Genomic DNA, 20,465 nt, shown 5'->3' with positions numbered 1-20,465 from the left:
CGAAGAGCCTCATGCACAACGACATCCAACCCCAGCCGGTCCACTGGTCCGGCCCCGGCCTCACGCGCATTCCGTTCGCGGTGTACAGCGACGCGCAACTCGCCGCCGACGAGCAGGTGCGCATCTTCCGCGGCCCGGTGTGGAACTACCTCTGCCTGGAGGCCGAACTGCCCGACGCCGGCAGCTACCGCACCACCTTCGCGGGCGAGACGCCGGTGGTGGTGGTGCGCGACGACGACGGCGAAATCTATGCCTTCGAGAACCGCTGCGCACACCGCGGCGCGCTGATCGCCCTGGAGAAATCGGGCCGCAGCGACAACTTCCAGTGCGTCTACCACGCGTGGAGCTACAACCGCCAGGGCGACCTGACCGGCGTCGCTTTCGAAAAAGGCGTGAAGGGCCAGGGCGGCATGCCCGCGAGCTTCTGCAAGGAAGCGCACGGCCCGCGCAAGCTGCGCATCGCAACCTTCTCTGGCCTGGTGTTCGGCAGCTTCAGCGACGACGTGCCTTCGATCGAGGAGTACCTGGGCGAGGAGATCTGCCAGCGCATCGAGCGCGTGCTGCACAAGCCGGTGGAGGTCATCGGCCGCTTCACGCAGGCGCTGCCCAACAACTGGAAGCTGTATGTGGAGAACGTCAAGGACAGCTACCACGCGAGCCTCCTGCACATGTTCTTCACCACCTTCGAGCTCAACCGCCTGTCGCAGAAAGGCGGCGTGATCGTGGACGAGACCGGCGGCCACCATGTGAGCTTCTCGATGATCGACACGGCCGCCGAAAAAGATGCGTCGTACAAGGAGCAGGCCCTCCGCTCCGACAATGACCGCTACCGGCTGAAGGACCCGAGCGTGCTGGCCGGCTTCAAGGAGTACGACGACGGCGTGACGCTGCAGATCCTGTCGGTGTTCCCCGGCTTCGTGCTGCAGCAGATCCAGAACTGCCTGGCCGTGCGGCAGGTGCTGCCCAAGGGCACGGCGCGCACCGAACTGAACTGGACCTACATCGGCTACGCCGACGACACCCCCGAGCAGCGCAAGGTGCGCCTGAAGCAGTCGAACCTGGTGGGGCCCGCAGGCTTCATCTCGATGGAAGACGGTGCGGTCGGCGGCTTCGTGCAGCGCGGCATCGCCGGCGCGGCGGACCACGAGGCCGTGGTCGAAATGGGCGGCGATGCGGCCGTCTCCGGCGAAGGCCGTGCCACGGAGGCCTCGGTGCGCGGCTTCTGGAAGGCCTACCGCCAGCACATGGGCACTTGAGCCCGCCCGAGCCGCACCCGAAGAACGAGGACCTCCCACATGATCGACCTGCTGGCGCTGTGCGCCTTCAACGCGGCCTACGCCGATGCCATCGACAGCGATGCGCTGGAGCAATGGCCCGGCTTCTTCACCGAAGACTGCCACTACCGCATCACCCACATCGAGAACGAGCGCGAAGGCCTTGCGGCCGGCATCGTCTACGCCGACTCGCGCGCCATGCTCGAAGACCGCATCGCCGCGCTGCGCGAAGCCAACATCTACGAGCGCCAGCGCTACCGGCACCTGCTGGGCATGCCGCTGGTGCAGAAGTCCGACGCCGGATCCGCGGAGGCACGCACGCCGTTCCTCGTGGCGCGCATCATGGCCACGGGGCAGACCGAGGTGTTCGCCACCGGCGTCTACCAGGACCGCTTCGTGCGGCAGGACGGCCAGCTGCGCCTGCAGTCGCGCGTGGCCGTGTGCGACAGCACCGTGACGGACACGCTGCTGGCACTGCCGCTGTGACCATGCACGCCCCCTCCCGCCAACTCGCACTGGCCGCCGGCGACCCGAACGGCATCGGCCCGGAGATCGCGCTGAAGGCGCTCGCCGCGTTGCCGGAAATCGACCGCGCGCGCCTCACGCTCTACGGCCCGGCCAGCGTGTTCGAGCGCACGGCGGCACAGCTGGGCATGACGGCGCTGCTGCGCGACGTGCGGCTCGTGAACGCGGGCGAACTGCCCGCGAGCGCCGCGGTACCCGGCCGCATCGACGCGGCAGCGGGCGCCTCGGCCGTCGCCTCCGCCACCGCCGCGCTGCAAGCCTGCCGGCGCGGCGAGGTCGACGCCGTGGTCGCCTGCCCGCACCACGAGACCGCCATCCACCAGGCCGGCATCGCGTTCAGCGGCTACCCGTCGCTGGTCGCGCGCGTGTGCGGCGTGCCCGAAGACCGCGTGTTCCTCATGCTGGTGGGCGGCGGCCTGCGCATCGTGCACGCCACGCTGCACGAAAGCGTTCGCACCGCGCTCGACCGGCTGACCCCGGAACTGGTCGCGCACGCCGTCCGCGCGGGCGCGCAGGCCTGCGCGCTGCTGGGCGTGGCCGATCCGTCGATCGGCGTGTTCGGCATCAACCCCCACGCGTCCGAAGGCGGGCTGTTCGGCCCCGAAGACACGGCCATCGTGGTGCCCGCCGTCGACACGCTGCGCGCCGAGGGCCTGCGCGTACACGGCCCGGCCGGCGCCGACATGCTGCTGGCCCAACGTGGGCACGACCTGTATGTCGCGATGCTGCACGACCAGGGCCACATCCCGGTCAAGCTGCTCGCGCCGCAGGCTGCCAGCGCGCTCAGCATCGGCGCCGATGCGCTGCTGTCGAGCGTCGGGCACGGCAGCGCCATGGACATCGCAGGGCGCGGCATCGCCGATCCGCAAGCCGTACTTCGCACGATCGCGCTGCTGTCGGGAGGCCTCGCATGAGCCATCGCATCGCCATCGCGGGCAGCGACGTCGCCTTCGAATGCGCCGGCAACGAGAGCGTGCTCGACGCGGCGGCGCGCGCCGGCATCGAACTGCCCTACTCGTGCCGCAAAGGCGTCTGCGGCAACTGCGCCGGCTCCGTGGTGCGCGGCGAAGTGGAGGCTGTCGGGACGGGCGCTCTTACCAACGAGACCTGCCTGCCGGGCCAGGTGCTGTTCTGCATGTGCGCGCCGCGCGGCGACCTCGAGATCGCGCCGACCGCGATGCGCCGCATCGACCCCGCCGCGCGCAAGCGCTTCACGGCGAAGGTGTTCCGCAACGAGCTGGCCGCGCCCGACGTGTCGGTGCTGCAACTGCGCCTGCCCACGGGGCAGCGCGCGAAGTTCAGGGCCGGGCAGTACCTGCAGCTGTCGCTGCCCGACGGCAGCACGCGCAGCTATTCCATGGCCAATGCGCCGCACGAGAGCGATGCCGTCACGCTGCACGTGCGCCACGTGCCGGGCGGCGCCTTCAGCGCGCGCGTGCCGCAGCTGGCGGCCGGCGAGCTCGTCGACATCGAGCTGCCCTTCGGCGCGTTCTCGCTGCAGGAGGAACAGGCGCGGCCCGTGGTGTTCGTGGCGGGCGGCACCGGCTTCGCGCCGGTGAAGTCCATCCTGGACGACATGCTCAAGCGGCGCATCGACCGGCCCCTCACGCTGATCTGGGCGGCGCGGCAGGCCGACGGCATCTACCTGCGCCCGGCGGTCGCGCGCTGGCAGAAGCAGTGGCCGCAGATGCGCTTCGTCAGCGCGCTGAGCGACGGCGGTGCGGCGGGCGATGCCGACTTCGCGGGCCGTGCCGACGAAGCGCTGCTGGCCACGTGTCCCGATCTGCGGGGGCACGAGCTGTATTGCTGCGGCTCGCCGGCCATGGTGAATGCGGTGCGCGACGCGGCGCTGCGGCATCGCGGGCTCGACGCGGGCGACTTCCACTCCGACGTGTTCGTCGAAGGGCCGGCCGCTCACTCTTGAGTGGAAAACTCCCGGGGACTACGCCGTCCCCGCCCCGGCCACGAAGCGGCGCTGGCGCATCCACTTGGTCATGACCCACTTCTCGCCCCGGGTCACGGTCGCGCTGGCATGCAGGGACCGCGCATCGACGCGCCCGTTGTCGTCGCAGTACTCGAAGTAGCAGGCATTGCCACGGATCGGCGAAACCGCCAGGCCCAGGTGCGGGAAGACGGTCTGGCCGCCGTCCGGCACGTCGTTGAGATAGGTCACCAGCGTGCTCACGCGCTGGCCGCTTCGCGCGATGGATTCGCGGTTGGCGGCGTTGGTAGGCGCCAGGTAGTCGCAGTGAGGCTCGCTGCCCGCGCCGCTCGGGTAGTACAGCAGCTGCAGCCCCTCGCCGTTTTCCAGCGGGAGGTTCATCAGCGCCGAGAGGCGCCGGTCGAGACGGGCGACCAGCTCGTTCTCGCCCAGGCGGAAGAACATGCCCCAGCTCGCGCGCTTGTCGCTCACCACGTCGCGGCCGCTCGTCGGATCGACCAGGGTGGAAGGCGCAAGGCGCGGCCGTGCCATCTCGATGAGGGCCTTGCATTCGTCGGCGTCCACGACGTTGCCGAGCGCGGCAAAGACCGGATCGTCGCCACGCGAGTGCACGACGATCTCGCGGTCGGCCGCCGGGATTCGGGTGCCCGGCGCAAGCCGTGCCACGGGTTTGGAGGGGGCCTCGTCCGGCAGCTCGATGGCGTCGGCCGGCATCGGCCCGCCCCGCCGGCGCGCATCGACGTAGGCCGCGACGATGGCCTGCGCGGCCCGCTCGTTCATGCCCTGCCCCCGCATCGCGGCCACCAGCGCCAGCGGCGCCTGGCCGGCATCGAGGTTGTGCGTGAGCCAGCGGCCCAGGTCAGGCGAGAAACGGACGACGGTGCTCATGAGGCTCCGCGGATTCCGCGCACGCGCATCAAACCGGCCCCAGCTGGGCGACCCAGCCCTTGTCGCCGCGCTTGAAGCCCTGGCGCAGCTGCAGCTTCCCGCCCGCGCCGTTGGCGATGCGCGCGATCATCGGGAACACGCGCTGCGCGTCGGCGTTCTGCATCCACGGCGCCGTGTCGATCTGGTAGGTGTAGCTCACCACCGCCAGCGGATGCTGCGCGTCGGAGGCATCGACCTTGACGTCCACGATCTGCTCGCGCTTGAGATGCGCCACGCACAGATCGTTGGCATGTTCGGCGCCGTGGGCCGCGTACGAATGCGGCTTGTAGAACGTGCGGCCGGTGTCGGTGAGGTCGAACCGCTTGACCGCGCCGTCCGGGTTCTCGCTGCTCTTGGGCACGGCGACGATGGTGCTGTGCACCAGGCCCAGCTGTTCCATCACCGGAAACTGGATGGCATGGCGTGCACCGGAGCCGGCCTCGGCTTCGGTCAGGTCGATCGGCCAGTCGAACATCGCCAGGCAGATGTCGCCGCGCTGGGCCAGGTAGTCATCCAGCGGCGCGGCGAGATTTTGGGCAGTGGGTGCATCGGCGTCGCGGCCGGCGCTGCATGCGGCCAGCGCGCAGAGCAAGGCCATGCCGGTCAGGGTCTTGATCGAGTTCCGGGCATGCCGGCCCTGGCGGATAAAGCGGAGATTCATGAAGGCTCTGGTTGATTTTTCGGGTAGCGATGAAAGGCGCGATGCCGCACCGGTTGGCGGAAGGTTTCGGCTAGTGCGCATCCAGTTCGTCCGCCACCCAGCCGCTCTTGGTCAGGTGGACGCCCAGGCGCACCTGCATCGTTCCTTCGCGCTGCATGGCGCGCGCCAGCAACGGAAAGGCCTGCTGCACCTCGGGCGTTGCGGCCCAGGGTTCGGGCGCGATGCGGTAGGTGAAGAGCAGCGAGGTCGCCGTGCGGCCGTCGCGCGTTTGCGGCGGGTCCCAGCCGATCAGGCGATCCAGGCTCAGCGTGGCCGCGCAGAAGTCGGCCGGGTGCGTGATGTTCTGCGTGGTGGTGCGGATCACCACGGGCACCCGCAGGTAGAACTTGCGCCCCGCATCGGTCAGCGCGTATTCGCGGGCCGGCACGGCCGCCGCCGGCTGGGCATTGGCGTCGCCCGCAGCTTTTGGGGGGGTGGCGACGGCATCCTTGCCGGTCACCAGGCCCAGCTTCTCGAGCACCGGCATCTGCCGGGCGTCGGGTTCGCGCGAGCCGGCCGTCACCGTGATCGGCCACTCGTACTTGGCCAGGCACACATGGCCGCGCTGCGCGAGATAGTCGTTGGTCGCCGCCGTGAAGTTCTCCTGGCTCGGAAGGCGCGCCTGTTCGTTGTCACAGCCGGTGAGCAAGACCAGCGCCAGCAGCAACGTGCCGCCGCCGATGCGCCGGAAGACCGCGCTTGTCTTCGTCCTCACTTCACGCACCTGCCGGCAGTGGATGGCGCGGACGAAGGCTGGTAGCCGTCGCTCAGCGTGCCCAGGAAGCAGACCAGGTCGGCGATCTGCTGCGGCGTCATGACCGGCGGGGAGCCGGGTGCGCGCGGCCGCGTGCCGCTGGCGAGTGTCTTATCGCCGCCCTCGCCCGTGCCCAGCGGCACTTCCTCGTCGATGCTGCCCTGCTGCGCGTGCGGGAGGTCGTTGTACCTGTCGACCGTGGCGCCCGGCACGGAGGTGGGCTGCAGCGCCCAGGCCGGGTTGGCCTGCGCGGTGCCGGTGCCAGCGCTATCGCTGTGCGCCGGATACCAGTACTCCGGGTTGGTGTCCCGCGTGTTGTAGAAGTTGACGACCTGGTCCAGCGAGTGGAGCACGCCGTTGTGAAAGAACGCGCCCCGCGTCGCCACGTTGCGCAGCACCGGCACCTTGAACATGCCGCAGTACGGATTCGCCGTGGCCGGCGTCGCGGGCATGTGGTCGGTGCGGAAGGGACCGCACAGGCCCATGTCGAAGTACCTGGGGTCGTCGTTGGCCGGGATCGGGTCCGGATTGTTCGGGATCGACCTGTCGTTGCGCGGCGCGCCCAGGGCCTGGTAGGTGAAGTCCGTCATGAGGCCGGAGTTGCCGTTGAAGTTGGCGCCCGTGTAGTGGCAGCCCGAGCAGTTGGACACGCCGGTGCTGTGGAACAGCACCTCGCCGCGACGCTCGGCCGGCGTCAGCGTGCCGCCGATCTTGTTGAAGACGTAGAGGTCGTATTTGCTGCTGTACGGGTGAAAGCTAAGGTCCTCCGTCTCCAGCGCCTGGATCGCGGTGCCCAGGGCGTCGAAGGCGGCGTCGGTGTCGTCGAAGATGCCGGCCCCGAAGGCCTGTTTGAAAAGGCCCGCATAGGCGCCGTCCCGAACCGCCTTCACGACCGCCTCCCTGGAGGTGTTGTTCATCTCGACCGGGTTGAGCAGCGGCAGCGCGACCTGCGCCGCCATGGTCGCACCGCGCCCATCCCACATGAAGCCGCCGCCGGGCGAGTTGGAGGTCACGCCGTCGGGGTTCGGGGCGTCTTGGCTGAAAGCCGGTGTCGATTCCCGGTAGCGAAGCGATGGCACGGCGCGCGCGCCGGTCTGCGTGATGTCGGAGCCCAGTTGCACCGAGATGCTGTTCGGCGGGCCGTAGGCGTATTGCGGGTCGTGGCAGCTGGCGCACGACATGTTCCTGCCGCCCGAGAGGTTCTTGTCGAAGAAGGCCAGCTGCCCGACTTGCGCCTGGGTGCTCAGGGCCGGCGTGCGGGGGGCGGCGGTGCTTGCGGTCGCGGTTGCCGCGCTCTTGCCATCGCAAGCCGTCAAAGCCAACAGCGCTACCGAGAGCGCCATGACGAGCGGGACCATCCTGTCCATTGCCAGATTCATCATTGACCGTTGCATCCCGCAAAAGCTGTCACGCCGCGGACGGCCCGAAGGCAAGACGGCTCGCGTCCTGCCTCCGATGCCCCCGCGGCTCTTGCGTGTGACAGTCTTTTCCTTACTTCGTCGCCCAGACGTTGGACTGGCTTGCGTCAGGCCCCATTTGCGGCGTGATCTTGCCTTGGAGTTGGCCCGTGGCCGAGTCGACCTGGCCGTCGATGTCGGGCGCGTACAGCTTCTGCGTGTAGTTGCCCGGGATCACGTAGGCATGGTTGATCGGCCGCACCGAGTCGAAGTGCGTGTCCGCGCTGCTTGCGTATTCCGGCAGGGCCGCGATGTTGGCGGTGATGAACGCTTCCGAATACTTGGCGCGGTTCAGGTAGGTCGCATCGACGGCCGGGTCGGCGATCTGGAACATGTCCTGCAGCGTGCGCACGAACGAGAAGTGGCTGTAGGCGTCGCTGTCCGCGACCTTCTTCTTGGCCGTGCCCACGTCCTGCTGGTTGGAGATGATGCCGAAGATCGAATTGCCGTGGCCGAAGTTGCCCGAGGCGTAGTTGCTCGGCGGCGTGGTGGCCGTGGCCTTGCCGCTCGCATCCACGGTCACCGGTGCGGCGCCGGAGGTCTTGCCGCCCGCGTTCCAGCCGCAGCACGAACCGTTGCTGCCGCCTTCGCCTTCGTCGTACATGACCACGATCGCCACGCGCTTGTGCGGGTTCTTCCACAGCGCCGAGTTCTGGATCGCCTTGACCGTCATGCCAAGGTAGATGTCGGCACGCTTGATGTTCACGCCCTGGCCGTCGTTGCCGCCCTGGCAGCTCGTGTCGCTGCCCACGCCGTGCATGTCGTCGCACTGGTCGGGAACGATGAAGTTGATGTTGCCCACGTCGCCCGTGGCCAGGTCCTTGCTGAACTGGTCGTACACCCAGCCGCTGGGAACCTTGTAGGCCGCGGTCTTGAGCCAGTCGGCTTCCTGGTACTGCGTGCCGAAGATGGTGCGGTTGGTGGCCGCGAACTCGGGCAGGTTGCGCGCGTCCTGGAAGGCGATCGACGGGCCGTGCTTGACCTTGTACAGGCCGCCCACCACCGCGAAGTTGGTCGTGCCGACGAGGGCGGGAATGGCGGAGCCATCCAGGTTCGTGACGCCCTTCAGGCGGCTCGTGTCGTACGTGGCGACCACGCTGCCGTCGGCGATGCTGTCGCCGCGCACATCCTGGCCGGGGTTCATCGATTCGCTGTAGGTGCGGATCGTGCGGCCCGTCCTGGACATCAGCGTGAACAGGTTCGCGCCGGGAACGTTGTGCACGGTGCCGGTGCTCGGGGCGTCGCCGCAGCTCGTGCTGGCCGCGCTGTAGCCGGCGCGGCTGGCGCTGTTCGCCGGCGGGAGCTTGTCTTGCACGGGCAGGGGCTGGCCGTCGGAGGCCGTGCCGCCGGCGAACGCGATGTCGGTGACCGCGTAGGGGCCGACCGCGCCGCAACCGAACCAGTTGTCGTCGGTGATGCCGAAGTCGTCGCCGCCGCCCAGGGCGGTGTAGTTCGGCTCGGAGGGGTTGCCGGTCGAGTAGTACGTGCTCAGCTGGTTGTAGTTGTTCAGGATGTGATTGATGTTCACGGCCCGCGAGTTGCCCACGATCACGTCGGTCGACTTGTTCTCCTCGATGATCACGAAGATGTTGTCGTAGGCCGGAACGCCCTCCACGCTGAAGGCCGCCTGCTGCGCCTGCGCGAAGGTGATGGGTGCCTGCTTCTGCGTCGGCACCGAGGGGGTGGCCTTGGTGCCGTCCGTGTTGGTGAGCGTCACGCCCGAGAGGCCGGCCAGGCGGGGGTCGCCGCCCGCGACGGCCAGGTTGTCGGGGAACATGTCCTTGCGATCGAGCTTGGCCGTGGCGTAGGTGTAGCGGTTGGTCAGTTCGTTGTCCTGGTACAGCGCCGCGTACTGGGTGGCGCCGCTCAGGCCGTTGACGTCCGCCAGCGGGTCGTTGAACGTGGCGTCGCCCAGGTTGAAGGCCGGGCCGTTCAGGCGTGCGACGAGGTTGGCCTTTTCGGCCGCGTAGCTGCTGCCGTTGGCTTCCACCAGGCGCTGCGCTTCGCTGGACAGCGGGCTGATGACGATCTTGCCCGCGCCCTGGTCGGCGATCTGCGCGGCCGAAGCGCGCAGCACCAGGTGGCTGGCCACCGTGGCGCCGGTCGAGGTATTGATCGCGGAGGTGCCGATATCGGCCACCAATTGGCCGGTCGCGGTGGCCGTCAGCGTGAACTTGCCGCTGGCATCGGTGGTGGTCGAGGTTTCGCCGCTGTCGAGCACGCCGTTGCCGTTGGCATCGACGAAGACCGTGGCCTTCTGGTAGTAGCCGGGCTTCAGGGTCGGGTTGCCCGTGGTGCTGCCCGGCACGAAACCGCTGGCCGCCACCACGCCGCTGAGGGTGGTGCTGTTGCCGCCCGTGTTGGTGGTCGTGTTGCCGGGCGGCGTGATGATCGGGAAGAAGCCGCTGTTCCCGTCGCTCCCTCCTCCGCACGCGGCGAGCACGCAGGCCGCAACTGTCGTCAATGACGAGAGCAAGACTCGTTTTTCGAAAATCATCATATATATCCGGGGCAGTTAGTTATGGATGGTTTTGACTGGCCTGCATGGGGATGCCGGGCATCGTGCGTTTTGAATACGAAACGCCACTTCGAGGAGAAATGTAGAAATAGCGGGTGACATCTTTGTGTCAAAAGAGCGCCTATTTCTTTGCTAATTCCTGGCTAATAAATGGCGGTGTCCGAAGCCAATCAAATTTTCAAAACCAAATTAACTGACCGCAAGCTGACTTCTTGATCGGAAAGAAATCAAAGGCGTCCATCGAGGAGATATCCAGAGAAAAGCCGACCCGCCACCGGCTTTCTTTTTCTCCGCCGCTTCGCAAATGAATTGCCAATTGCAGGAAGTACGCGATCGATGCAGAACGATCGAAATGTCTGCAAGAACTGGAATGCGATGCGCCGGCTGAACAGCGCCAGGCGGAATTACCCGATGCCGGGCAATGCGTGACCGTGAAAGCCGCGCAGGCGAATAACGCGTCGCGGTTCGACGCCATCGAAGCCCAATCGATGCGCCGGTCAGTCCTTCCAGTCCGCCGCGTGAATGGCCGAGACGATCGTGCCCGCGGCCTCCACCAGCAGCGGCCCCACCTCCTCGCGCAAGGCATGGCTGTGCAGCCAGCTCGAGGCGCCGCCGACCGACAGGCTCAGCAAGGTCCGCCCGTCGCCGACCACCACGGGCACGGCGGCGGCGGAGATCGACGGGTCCCACTCGCCTTCGGTCGTGACGAAGCCGGAGGTGTCGAACTGCTGCTGCACCTCTGCGAGCCGCTCCTTCACGGCGGGCCAGCCGTCGCCCTCGGCCTGCGCGATGCGCTGCATGAGCATCTCGCGCTCGCCCGGCGACATGCCGCACAGCACCGCGCGGCCCATCGAGGTGCGCGCGATCGGCAGGCGTGCGCCGACGTCCAGCCCGAGGATCAGCCGCGCGGTGCTGCGGCTGTGCGCGACGTAGATCATCTCCAGGCCGTGCCTGGCCCCCAGCGACACGGCCGCCTGGCACTTGTCGGCCAGCGCCTGCATGGTCGGGCGGGCGATGCGGGCGATATCGAAGTTGCCGAGCATCGAGAAGCCCAGGCCGAGCACGGCCGGGCTCAAGGCGTATTCGCCCACGTCCTGGCGATGCTTCAGGTAGCCCATGGCCGTCAGCGTGAAGGTCAGGCGCGACACCGTGGCCGGCGGCAACGCGATGCGCCGCACGATCTCGCGGTGGCTCAGCCAGCGGTCCTGCGGCTTGAACACGCGCAGCAGTTCGATGCCGCGCGCCAATGCGGCGATGAAGCGCGGGTCCTTGGTCGCGTCGTCGGCATCGACCGAACCCGCGGCGTTTCGTTTTCTTCCCACGTCGATCTCCTTATTCCGATATGCGGAATATATTGGGCCACAGGTATTCTTTCGGTGGCATTGCCCCTCAGGGTTCTACCCATTCGGAGATTCCCTTAAGGAGGTTTACAGCAATGGAACGCGCTTCTAGACTTTGTCGGGATTGGAAATCGTATTCCGTAGAACGGAATAAGAAAGAACAGTCCTTGCGTCGAATCGACATCCGCTTCCAAGGACGACCTTTTCCATGACCCTCGGCCCTCTTCCCTCCACGCCCGCGGCTGCTTCGCGGCGAACGGTGCTCATCGCCGCCGCCACGCTCGCCGCCTTGCCGGCGCGCGCGCAAAGCTTTCCGAGCCGCCCGATCACGCTGATCTGCCCCTGGCCCGCCGGCGGCTCGACCGACCGGCACATGCGCGCGCTCGCCGAACTGGCCGGCAAGAACCTCGGGCAGCCGGTGATCGTGGAGAACAAGCCCGGCGGCGGCGGCACCACCGGCCCCGGCACCATGGCGCTCACCGCCAGGCCCGACGGCTACACGATCTCGCAGTACCCGATGGGCATGCTGCGCGTGCCGCACATGCAGAAGGTGCAGTGGGACCCGCTGAAGGACTTCACCTTCCTGCTCGGCGTCTCGGGCTACACCTTCGGCCTCACGGTGCGCGCCGACTCGCCCTTCAAGAGCTTCAAGGAATACATCGAGGCAGCCCGCAAGGACCCCGGCAAGATCGACTACGGCTCCACCGGCGTGGGCACCTCGCCACACCTCTTGATGGAGGAGCTGGCGGCCAACGCCAAGGTCACGCTGAACCACATTCCCTTCAAGGGCAACGCGGACCTGCAGCAGGCGCTGCTGGGCGGCCACGTGATGGCGCAGAGCGATGCGAGCGGCTGGGACAAGTACGTCGATGGCGGCCAGATGCGCCTCCTGGTCACCTTCGGCGAGAAGCGCACCAAGCGCTGGCCCAGCGTGCCGACGGCAGAAGAGCTGGGCTACGGCGTGGTCTCGACCTCCCCCTACGGACTGGCCGCCCCCAAGGGCATGGACCCGGCCGTCGCGAAGACCCTGCACGACGCCTTCAGGAAGGCGATGGAAGACCCCAAGCACATCGAGCTGCTCGACCAGCTGAACCAGGACGCCTGGTACCGCAGCGGCGACGACTACGCGAAATGGGCGCGCGAGACCTACGCCAAGGACAGGCAGCTGATCGAGAGGCTCGGCCTGGCTGCGAAGTGAGATGCGATGAGATGAGATGAGATCGGTTTTTTTGAACAACAACACCGGAGACAAGAAGATGAGAAAGACAGAGACAAGGTTCAGGCAGCAATCGCTGCGCGCGTCGGGGCTGCTGCTCGGGGCGCTCGCGTTGGCGCTGGCCGGCTGCGGCGGCAGCGGCGGTGGTGGCGGCGGCGGCTGGGCCGGTTGGCCCGGCGGAAATGGCGGGAACGGCGGCAATGGCCCCGGCGGCACCACCCCCGGCGACAAGCCGGCAGTGACGGTGCAGAGCCTCTCCTCGCCCGAGAAGATGACCAGCGGCGACGACACGCTGATCCAGCTGACCGCCGCCGACGGCAGCGCCGTTGCAGGCGTGAAGGTGGTGCTCAACGACAAGGACGTGACCGACCAGTTCAAGAAGGCACCGGCCGGCAATGCATCGCTCGCCTTGCTGACGGGCCTCGCGCAAGGCGACAACACGATCGAAGTGCGCGACGCCGCCGACGCCTCCAAGGTGCGCGGCAGCCTGAAGCTGACCGCCTATCCGGTGCAGGGTCCGATCCTGTATGCGCCGCAGGAAGGCAGCTTCCACTGCCAGACCGACACCTTCAACATCTACCCGGGCGGCCCTACGCTCACGACCGGCCCGAACACCGACGCGAACTGCGCCGCGCCCACCCGCGTCGACTGGGTCTACCACGACGCCACCAAGGCAGGCACCGCGGTCTGGCAGAAGTACGACCCGGCGAATCCGCCGGCCACGGTCGAGCAGACGACGCTGCTGGACGGAAAGAAAGTGCCCTACATCGTGCGGCTGGAGACCGGCGTCATCAACCGCGGCATCTACCAGATCGCTGTGCTCGGCGACCCCGTCAACAACCCGAACCCCAGCGCGCTCAAGCCACCCGGCGGCTTCAACGGCCGCCTGGTCTACCCCTTCGGCCAGAGCTGCGGCGGCGGCTGGTACGTGCAGGGGCGCTCGCTCGGGCCGGTGGGCGGCTCCACCAATTCGGCGAACGGCGCATCGGGCGACTTCAATGCGCTCAACGACCTGCCGCTCGGCAAGGGCTTCGCGGTGGCGAACTCCACGCTCAACTACTTCGGGCAGAACTGCAACCACATCATCTCGGCCGAAACCATGATGATGGTGAAAGAGCGCTTCATCAAGGCCAACGGCCCGGTGCTCTACACGATGGGCTGGGGCAGCTCCGGCTCGGCGATGCAGCAGAGCATGATCGCCGACACCTACCCGGGCCTGCTGGACGGCATCGTGATGCTCAACGGCTTCCCGGACAACGCCGGCCCGCAGAGCATGGAGGGGCGGCTCTTCTACAACTACCAGCTCAACCACACGAAGAACGGCACCACGCAGAACGGCACCTACACGCCGGTGCCCAACACCGCCTACGACCCGACCTACGACAACGCCACCGCGGCCAAGCGCGCCGCCGATGCGACGCTGCCGACCTGGACCAATGCGGAGATCGCCGCGGCCTCGGGCTACTCGACCTATCACAGCATGCGCCAGCAGGCCAGCTTCTGGGCCGCGCGGACCGACTCGGTGCTGCGCCCCGCCAACCAGGGCGATCGCGACAACGTGATGGCCGGCAGCGGCAACAGCTCGGTCTTCAACGCGATCATCGGCGCGAGCGAGAAGTACAGCCCCGCCAACGTGGTCGTCAACGCACCGATGGGCGTGCTGCCCGCACCGCCCGTGAGCCTCCTGGCGGCCAACCCCACGGGGCTGCGCCCGAACGTCGCGGACCACAACAAGAATGTGCTGGGCATCGATCCGGCCACCGGGTTCGCGCGCTCGTTCTCGGGCAATGCCGGCGTGCAGTTCGGCCTGAACGCGCTGAACACCGGGCAGATCACGATGGCGCAGTTCATTCACCTGAACGAGAACATCGGCGGCCAGGACCCCGACGGCAACCTGGGCACCGCGCGCATGCAGGCCGACCCCATCGCGCTGAAGGCGGCCTACCAGACCGGCATGATCGCGTACGGCGGCGCGGGCCTGGCGACCACCGCGATCCTCGACCTGGACGGACTGAACAACGAGTTCACCGGCGCGGGCGACATGCACCTGAAGTTCTTCCACTACATCCTGCGCGCGCGCATCGCGGCAGCGACCGGCAAGTTCGACAACCACATCATGTGGAACGGCATGGCCAACGTCGCCGCGTTCAGCCCGGACCTGAACGCCAACCACGCGACGCCCGTCCAGGCGCCGCGGCCGGCCAAGACCGGGCGCACGACCGGTGCGATGCAGAAGGCGTTCCTCGCGATGGACCAGTGGCTCACCACGCTGGCCAACGACAAGTCGGCCGAGCCGCTGGCCGCCAAGGTCGTGAAGACCAAGCCGGCCACGCTGGTGGATGGCTGCTTCGGCGCGACGACGCCCGGCGCGGCGGACGACTTCATTGCCGAGCCGCAGGTCTTCGGCGGCTTCAACTCGGTGTTCGTCAACGGCAACGGCAATGCGTCGCCGGCCGGCACCGTGGGCACCGGCTCGGCCCCGTCGCGCTGCAACGCGATGTACCCCGCATCGTCGTTCCCGCGCTTCGAGGCCGGCGAGCCGCTGCAGGCGCGCACGATGCAATGCCGCTTCCGGCCGGTCGATGCCGCGGACTATGCCGGCTACGCCACACGCAATCCCGGCTGGACCGGCGGCGCGCGCGACGCGGACCTCGCGAAGCTGCGCGCGGTGTTCACGGGCGGCGTGTGCGACTACACCAAGCCCGGACTGGAAGAGCAGCCGCTGGCGGGCACGTGGATCCAGATCACCGGCGTCAACCAGATGAAGGTCGGGCATCCGCTGGGGCAATAGGCGGTAGGCGGCAACAGGCCGCGGGCCGCGGTAGGCGGCAAACAAGCAGCGCACCCGGCGGCCGTGTCTCCAAGTGGGACACGTGCCGCGCGGCGCGGCGCTGCGCCGTTGAACGCACCCTCGCCGTGCCCGGGCCCCGGAACGGCTGGATTGCCCCCACCGCCCGGGGCGTTGTCCGACACCCGTGCGCAACAAATAGCAATAACGTCTCGCTCGACAGCGGTTTTATCCCGCGTGGCTTTCCAAACGAGACCCGAGAAAAATGGCCGCTGCCAGCAAACCCGTCACGAACAATGATCCGGTCCACGACCTCAGCGGCCCCCTGAATCTTGGTTTGATCGTCGATGCCGACTACCGGCTGATGATCGAATCCATCACCGACTACGCGATCTTCTTCCTGGACCCCAGCGGCATCGTCACCAGCTGGAACGCTGGCGCCAGGCAGCTCAAGGGCTACGAAGCGAACGAGGTGGTCGGGCGCCATTTCTCCATCTTCTATCCGCCCGAGCTGCTGGAGAAGAACTGGCCGCAGCATGAACTGGACATCGCCGCGAGCACGGGGCAGTACAAGGAAGAAGGCTGGCGGCTGCGCAAGGACGGAACGCGCATCTGGACCAGCATCGTGATCACGCGCCTGTCCAGTCCCGATGGCACGCTGCGCGGCTTCTCCAAGATCACCCGCGACCTGTCGGAGCGCCGCAGGCACGACGACCTCCTGCGCGCCAGCGAAGAGGGCTTCCGGCTCATGGTCGATGGCGTGAAGGACTACGCGATCTTCATGCTCGACCCCAGCGGCTACGTCGTCAGCTGGAACAAGGGCGCCAAGGCCAACAAGGGCTACGAGGCGCACGAGATCATCGGCAAGCACTTCTCGGTGTTCTACCCGCCCGAGGTGTCCGCCACCGGGTTTCCCGACACCGAACTGAAGGTGGCGCGCGACGTGGGCCGCTTCGAGGACGAAGGCTGGCGCGTGCGCAAGGACGGCAGCCGGTTCTGGGCCAGCGTGATCATCACCGCGCTCTTCGACGAGACGGGCCGCCACCGCGGGTTTGCCAAGGTCACGCGCGACCTCACGGAGCGCCGGCGCATCAGCACCCTGGAAGACGAGGGCCGCCGCATCACGACCTTCCTGGCCATGCTGGGCCACGAGCTGCGCAACCCGCTCACGCCGATCTCCAACGCGGTGGCGATCATGGAGCGCCTGGGCGAAGGCGTGGACGGCAAGACGCTCGCGCGCATGAACAACATCATCGCGCGCCAGCTCCGGCAGATCACGCGGCTGGTCGATGACCTGCTGGACGTGGGGCGCATCACGAGCGGAAAGATCCACCTCGAATCGAAACCCGTGAAGCTGGCCGACGTGATCGACGAGGCGGTGGAAATGGTCAAGCCCTCGGCCGACGCCAAGCACCACGCACTGGTCTTTCACCGCTGGGCCGCCGACGCGTGGATCGCCGGCGACCGCGCCCGCATGATCCAGGTGGTCTGCAACCTGCTGAGCAATGCCATCAAGTTCACGCCGGACGGAGGCCGCATCGAGGTGCGGCTGCAGGAGTCGGGCGCGAACGCGGAGATCAGCGTCAACGACAACGGCCCGGGCATCGCGCCCGCCTCGCTTCCCCAGGTCTTCATGCTGTTCGCACAGGGCGAACAGGAAATCTCCCGGCCGCAGGGAGGCCTGGGCCTCGGGCTGACGCTCGTGGAGCAACTGGTGACGCTGCACGGCGGCGACATCAGCGCCTTCAGCAAGGGCCTGCCGGGCGAAGGCGCCGAATTCATCATCCGCCTGCCCCGCGTCGCCGCGCCGCTGGAGAAAAAGAAACACGACGGCACCGAGACCCGCAAGGTGGTGCTCGTGGTCGACGACAACCGCGATGCGGCCGAGACCATGTGCCTGCTCGTGGAGAGCCTGGGCTACGCCACCCGCACGGCCTTCGACGGCCCCTCGGCGCTCGATGCGATCAAGGTCGAGCAGCCCGACATCGTGCTGCTGGACATCGGCCTGCCGGGGTTCAGCGGTGTCGAGGTGGCCCGGCGCGTGCACCGCGAGGTGGCCAATCCGCCCACGCTGGTGGCCGTCACCGGGTTCGGCCAGGCATCGGACCGGGAGGCGAGCCTTGCGGCCGGCTTCTACGCGCACATGACCAAGCCCATCGATGCGCAGCAGCTGGAGGACCTGCTCGAACGCATGATCGGCAAGGCCTGAACGTCAGGCGCGGCCCGGTGCTTCACGGCGCTGCGCTTGGTGCTGGCCTGCTCGGCGGCGGCGCCGCCACGCCACGGCCGCGTCCTTGCAGCGCTGGAACAGGTGCTTGAGCTTGCTCATGGCACCGGACGGGGGCCACGCCGCCGGCATCACTTCCCGGCCGCGCAGAAGGCCAGGAACTCGTTGATCTCCGCGACCTTGTCGAAGACTGCATCGGCGCCCAGCCGCATGCACTCCGCGCGGTTGCCCTCGGACGCCGCATTCGTCAACGCCACCACCACGCCGCCCCTTCGGCCCATCGTGGAGAGCGCGACGAGCACGCCCAGTCCGTTGCCCTGTGCAAGGAACAGGTCCACCACCAGAAGCTGCCATCCGTCCGGGTTCGCCGTGAGCCAGGCGATGGCTTCGGCTTCGGAAGGTGCGGTGCCCACGACCTCGGCCTCCAGATACCCCTCGAGCACGACCTTCAGGCTGTCCTGCACCGCCGGCTCGTCTTCCACGATAAAAACGGCGACGGTCATGCGGCTTGGCCTCCTGTGGAATGCAGGGGTGGATGAAGAAATTCAGGCAAGAAAGAAGGTCGCGCTTCCGGCCCGTGCCAGGTGTAGGCAGAGACCGCGAGAGCGTGGTGGTACAGCGCGAACCCGCCCGAATTCGCGGACGCGCGGATGCACGGGTCGGGCAGCCTTGTGGGCCGGGCAGCCTTGTGGGCCGGCGCGGCAACCGGCCGTCAGTCCCGCGCCAAGAAACCGAAGCGTGCCTGCATCGGCATGGTTTCGGGGAGCACGTAGACCACGCCCTTGCGCAGGCCGAGCACCGGCCGGATGTGGGCGTCATAGAAGCCGGCCGGCACGTTGATGCAGCCGTACGAGATGCGGTTGTCGGCCACGCCCGGCGAAGCGAGCCGCTCCAGGCGCCGCTCGGCCTTGTTGGTCGCGCGCACGCGGTGCATGGAGATCGCGGCGTCGTAGTCGACCCACACGATGTCTTCGCCCTGCATGTTCCGCCCGGGCTCGCTCGCAAAGCGGCCCGCGGGCGTGGTGCGTTCGTCCGGCCGGATCTCGGACATCTTGCGCTCGCCGATGCCCGGCACGGAATCGTCGCCGTGCGCCAGGCCGAGCAGCACCGGCGAATCGGCCACGAGGTGCCCTTGGGCATCGAAGACGAAGACGTGCGCCTTCTTCTTGTCGACCACGGCAAAGGCTTGGCCGCGGTTGTCGGCCGCGGCGACGGCCGCCTTCGCGAGCCGGACCGCGTCGGGCTGCGCGGCCACGCCCGTCGTCCAGGCCACCGCAAGAACGCAGGGAGCGAGCACGCGGCGCCAAGTGCGCCCGGCGCTCGCTCGTGCTGTCGCGGCGCTCATCGCCGCGCCGGGGCCCATGACCATGTGCCGGGCGCCATCAGTTGCGATCGGCGCGGGCTTGGCGCATGGGCGGTTCGCTCGACATGGTCGAGTTGCTGCCCGAAGTGCCGGAACTGCTGGAGTTGGCGGAACTGCTGCTCGTGCCTGTGGAGCCCTGGGACATCGGCGCTGCGGCGCCCGATGTGCCGGACTGCGGCATGGTCCCGGTGGCGCCCATCGGGCCGCCCGCGGGGCTTTGCTGGCCGGCGCCCGTCGCGGGGTTCGGCGATGCGGTGGTGGGCGGGTTGCCCTGTGCGAAGGCGATGCCGGCGGCACCGAGCGCGAGGGCGGCAATCAAGCTGGAAGTACGGTTCATGGCGAAGTCTCCTGAAGGTTGAGCCGGGCGGATGCCCGACGCGATTCAAGCTAGAGAATCGCCCGCCGCGAGGGGTCGGTTGACTGCGCGGCTGGCTGTAGGAGACAGCAGCAGCGGCAAGGCTGGCTCATGCGCAACAAGGCCTTCGGGTTCTTCAGTCGAGCGTCGCGAGATACGCCGCGATGTCCCGCGCGTCCTGCTCCGTCACGCCCATCTCGGGCATCGCGGTAAGCGGATCGACGGCGCGCGTGTGGCGCAGCCATCGCACCATGTTGTCGGGCGTGTTGGCGAGCTTGCCGCCGATCATCGCGCGCCTGGCCATGCCGGCCAGCGGCGGACCGACATGGGGAAACGAGCCCGTGGTGCCGGGAATCGTGTGGCATGCGTTGCAGGCGTACTGCGCGAGGGCGCGTTGACCGCGCCGCACGCTGTCCTGTGCATTGCCCTCACCGCCCGCACTGCCCTCATTCCCCGCCGCGCGCGGCCCCGGCCCGCAGGCAGGTCCGGTCGGCGCGCCCTGCCCCGACGGCGCCATCGGCGCGCTCGCCTCTGCGTACTGCTGCGGCGTCATGTCGGGCAGCCGTTCGAGAAACGCGACCAGCGCCCACAGGTCCTGGTCGGACAGGCGGTACTCCCACGCGGGCATGCCGCTCATCTTGATGCCGTTCTTCGTCACCCAATAGAGCTCGCGGGCATTCCAGCGCTGGCGCGCATCGACCAGCGGGCCGGGCAGCGGCTGCATGCTCTTGCCGATGTCGCCCTGCGCCACGCCCGGCGCGCCGTGGCACTGCACGCACTTGTCGCGGTAGCAGGCGGCGCCGCGCACCGCCAGTCCTTCGTCGTCGAGCTTCGGCGGCTCGATGCCGCGCGCCCGCAGGCGCACCGACTGCCGCATCGCCGTCTCGAGCAGCGAGTACACCGGCTGCGTGTGCTGCGCGGTCGCGGAGACGTTGTAGAGGCCGCCCCACACCATCCATGCCGCGCCAGCCACAGCGGCCAGGCCGAGCGATGCAACGGTGAGAAGGATGGTCTTGGGCGTCCCCATTTGGCGGCATTGTCTGACGCGCACCAGGGCTGCCGTGTCGGCGCAAGCCGCG

At 68.2% G+C, this 20,465-nt stretch carries 18 protein-coding genes; 7 read left to right on the top strand and 11 right to left on the bottom strand.

The features are described from left to right. Positions 1 to 11 precede the first annotated feature (11 nt). The 4 genes from BM133_RS07235 to BM133_RS07220 are packed head-to-tail and all read left to right on the top strand — an operon-like array spanning position 12 to position 3,723. Positions 12 to 1,256 carry an aromatic ring-hydroxylating dioxygenase subunit alpha gene (locus BM133_RS07235; protein WP_093432633.1) on the top strand — a complete coding sequence of 415 codons (1,245 nt, stop codon included), beginning with the start codon at positions 12 to 14 and terminating at the stop codon, positions 1,254 to 1,256. A 39-nt stretch (positions 1,257 to 1,295) separates the two neighbouring features. Then, entirely contained in the window at positions 1,296 to 1,760 is a 465-nt protein-coding gene (locus tag BM133_RS07230) for an aromatic-ring-hydroxylating dioxygenase subunit beta (RefSeq protein WP_093432631.1), read from the top strand. A gap of 2 nt (positions 1,761 to 1,762) precedes the next feature. After that, the gene (locus BM133_RS07225) at positions 1,763 to 2,713 is read left to right on the top strand and encodes a PdxA family dehydrogenase (RefSeq protein ID WP_093432630.1); all 951 of its coding nucleotides are present in this window, start codon (positions 1,763 to 1,765) and stop codon (positions 2,711 to 2,713) included. Continuing rightward, entirely contained in the window at positions 2,710 to 3,723 is a 1,014-nt protein-coding gene (locus BM133_RS07220) for a 2Fe-2S iron-sulfur cluster-binding protein (protein ID WP_093432628.1), read from the top strand. The genes BM133_RS07225 and BM133_RS07220 overlap by 4 nt, the downstream gene beginning before the upstream one ends. A gap of 18 nt (positions 3,724 to 3,741) precedes the next feature. Here the strand turns inward: BM133_RS07220 and BM133_RS07215 are convergent, their stop codons facing one another. From BM133_RS07215 to BM133_RS07190, 7 genes are all read right to left on the bottom strand, one after another. After that, positions 3,742 to 4,629, bottom strand: coding sequence for a 2OG-Fe(II) oxygenase (locus BM133_RS07215; RefSeq protein WP_093432627.1), 888 nt, complete (start codon positions 4,627 to 4,629; stop codon positions 3,742 to 3,744). 28 nt (positions 4,630 to 4,657) lie between these two features. After that, complete coding sequence (locus BM133_RS07210; RefSeq protein ID WP_093432625.1) at positions 4,658 to 5,329, bottom strand: hypothetical protein; 672 nt, start codon at positions 5,327 to 5,329, stop codon at positions 4,658 to 4,660. Positions 5,330 to 5,399: 70 nt separating this feature from the next. Continuing rightward, positions 5,400 to 6,083, bottom strand: a complete 684-nt coding sequence (locus BM133_RS07205; protein WP_256219079.1) for a hypothetical protein — start codon at positions 6,081 to 6,083, stop codon at positions 5,400 to 5,402. After that, positions 6,080 to 7,480 (bottom strand): cytochrome-c peroxidase, encoded by a 1,401-nt coding sequence (locus tag BM133_RS07200; RefSeq protein WP_256219198.1) that lies wholly within the window; start codon positions 7,478 to 7,480, stop codon positions 6,080 to 6,082. The genes BM133_RS07205 and BM133_RS07200 overlap by 4 nt, the downstream gene beginning before the upstream one ends. A gap of 133 nt (positions 7,481 to 7,613) precedes the next feature. Further along, positions 7,614 to 10,076: an alkaline phosphatase family protein gene (locus tag BM133_RS07195; protein WP_093435130.1), complete on the bottom strand. Its 2,463-nt coding sequence runs from the start codon at positions 10,074 to 10,076 to the stop codon at positions 7,614 to 7,616. Between the two features lie 199 nt (positions 10,077 to 10,275). Then, entirely contained in the window at positions 10,276 to 10,572 is a 297-nt protein-coding gene (locus BM133_RS34520; RefSeq protein WP_143100093.1) for a hypothetical protein, read from the bottom strand. A 22-nt stretch (positions 10,573 to 10,594) separates the two neighbouring features. Next, complete coding sequence (locus BM133_RS07190; protein WP_093432624.1) at positions 10,595 to 11,419, bottom strand: IclR family transcriptional regulator; 825 nt, start codon at positions 11,417 to 11,419, stop codon at positions 10,595 to 10,597. 226 nt (positions 11,420 to 11,645) lie between these two features. Here BM133_RS07190 and BM133_RS07185 point away from each other — a divergent pair, with 226 nt between their 5' ends. The 3 genes from BM133_RS07185 to BM133_RS07175 all read left to right on the top strand — a co-directional run bounded on the left by BM133_RS07185 (position 11,646) and on the right by BM133_RS07175 (position 17,650). Beyond that, complete coding sequence (locus BM133_RS07185) at positions 11,646 to 12,635, top strand: tripartite tricarboxylate transporter substrate binding protein (protein WP_093432622.1); 990 nt, start codon at positions 11,646 to 11,648, stop codon at positions 12,633 to 12,635. A 58-nt stretch (positions 12,636 to 12,693) separates the two neighbouring features. Continuing rightward, positions 12,694 to 15,444, top strand: coding sequence for a DUF6351 family protein (locus BM133_RS07180; RefSeq protein WP_143100092.1), 2,751 nt, complete (start codon positions 12,694 to 12,696; stop codon positions 15,442 to 15,444). A gap of 262 nt (positions 15,445 to 15,706) precedes the next feature. Further along, positions 15,707 to 17,650 (top strand): PAS domain-containing hybrid sensor histidine kinase/response regulator, encoded by a 1,944-nt coding sequence (locus tag BM133_RS07175; protein ID WP_093432620.1) that lies wholly within the window; start codon positions 15,707 to 15,709, stop codon positions 17,648 to 17,650. Between the two features lie 149 nt (positions 17,651 to 17,799). On the opposite strand, the gene BM133_RS07170 is transcribed toward BM133_RS07175, so the two are convergent. The 4 genes from BM133_RS07170 to BM133_RS07155 all read right to left on the bottom strand — a co-directional run bounded on the left by BM133_RS07170 (position 17,800) and on the right by BM133_RS07155 (position 20,413). Beyond that, positions 17,800 to 18,171 carry a response regulator gene (locus BM133_RS07170; RefSeq protein ID WP_093432619.1) on the bottom strand — a complete coding sequence of 124 codons (372 nt, stop codon included), beginning with the start codon at positions 18,169 to 18,171 and terminating at the stop codon, positions 17,800 to 17,802. Positions 18,172 to 18,380: 209 nt separating this feature from the next. Continuing rightward, complete coding sequence (locus tag BM133_RS07165; protein ID WP_256219078.1) at positions 18,381 to 19,037, bottom strand: L,D-transpeptidase; 657 nt, start codon at positions 19,035 to 19,037, stop codon at positions 18,381 to 18,383. 13 nt (positions 19,038 to 19,050) lie between these two features. Continuing rightward, positions 19,051 to 19,368 (bottom strand): proteophosphoglycan ppg4, encoded by a 318-nt coding sequence (locus BM133_RS07160; RefSeq protein ID WP_093432618.1) that lies wholly within the window; start codon positions 19,366 to 19,368, stop codon positions 19,051 to 19,053. Positions 19,369 to 19,522: 154 nt separating this feature from the next. Beyond that, positions 19,523 to 20,413, bottom strand: a complete 891-nt coding sequence (locus tag BM133_RS07155; protein WP_093432617.1) for a c-type cytochrome — start codon at positions 20,411 to 20,413, stop codon at positions 19,523 to 19,525. Positions 20,414 to 20,465: the final 52 nt, after the last annotated feature.

It is taken from the genome of Variovorax sp. 770b2 (genome assembly GCF_900115685.1).
GTDB lineage: Bacteria > Pseudomonadota > Gammaproteobacteria > Burkholderiales > Burkholderiaceae_C > Variovorax.
This window is presented reverse-complemented; position numbering and strand designations above follow the sequence as displayed.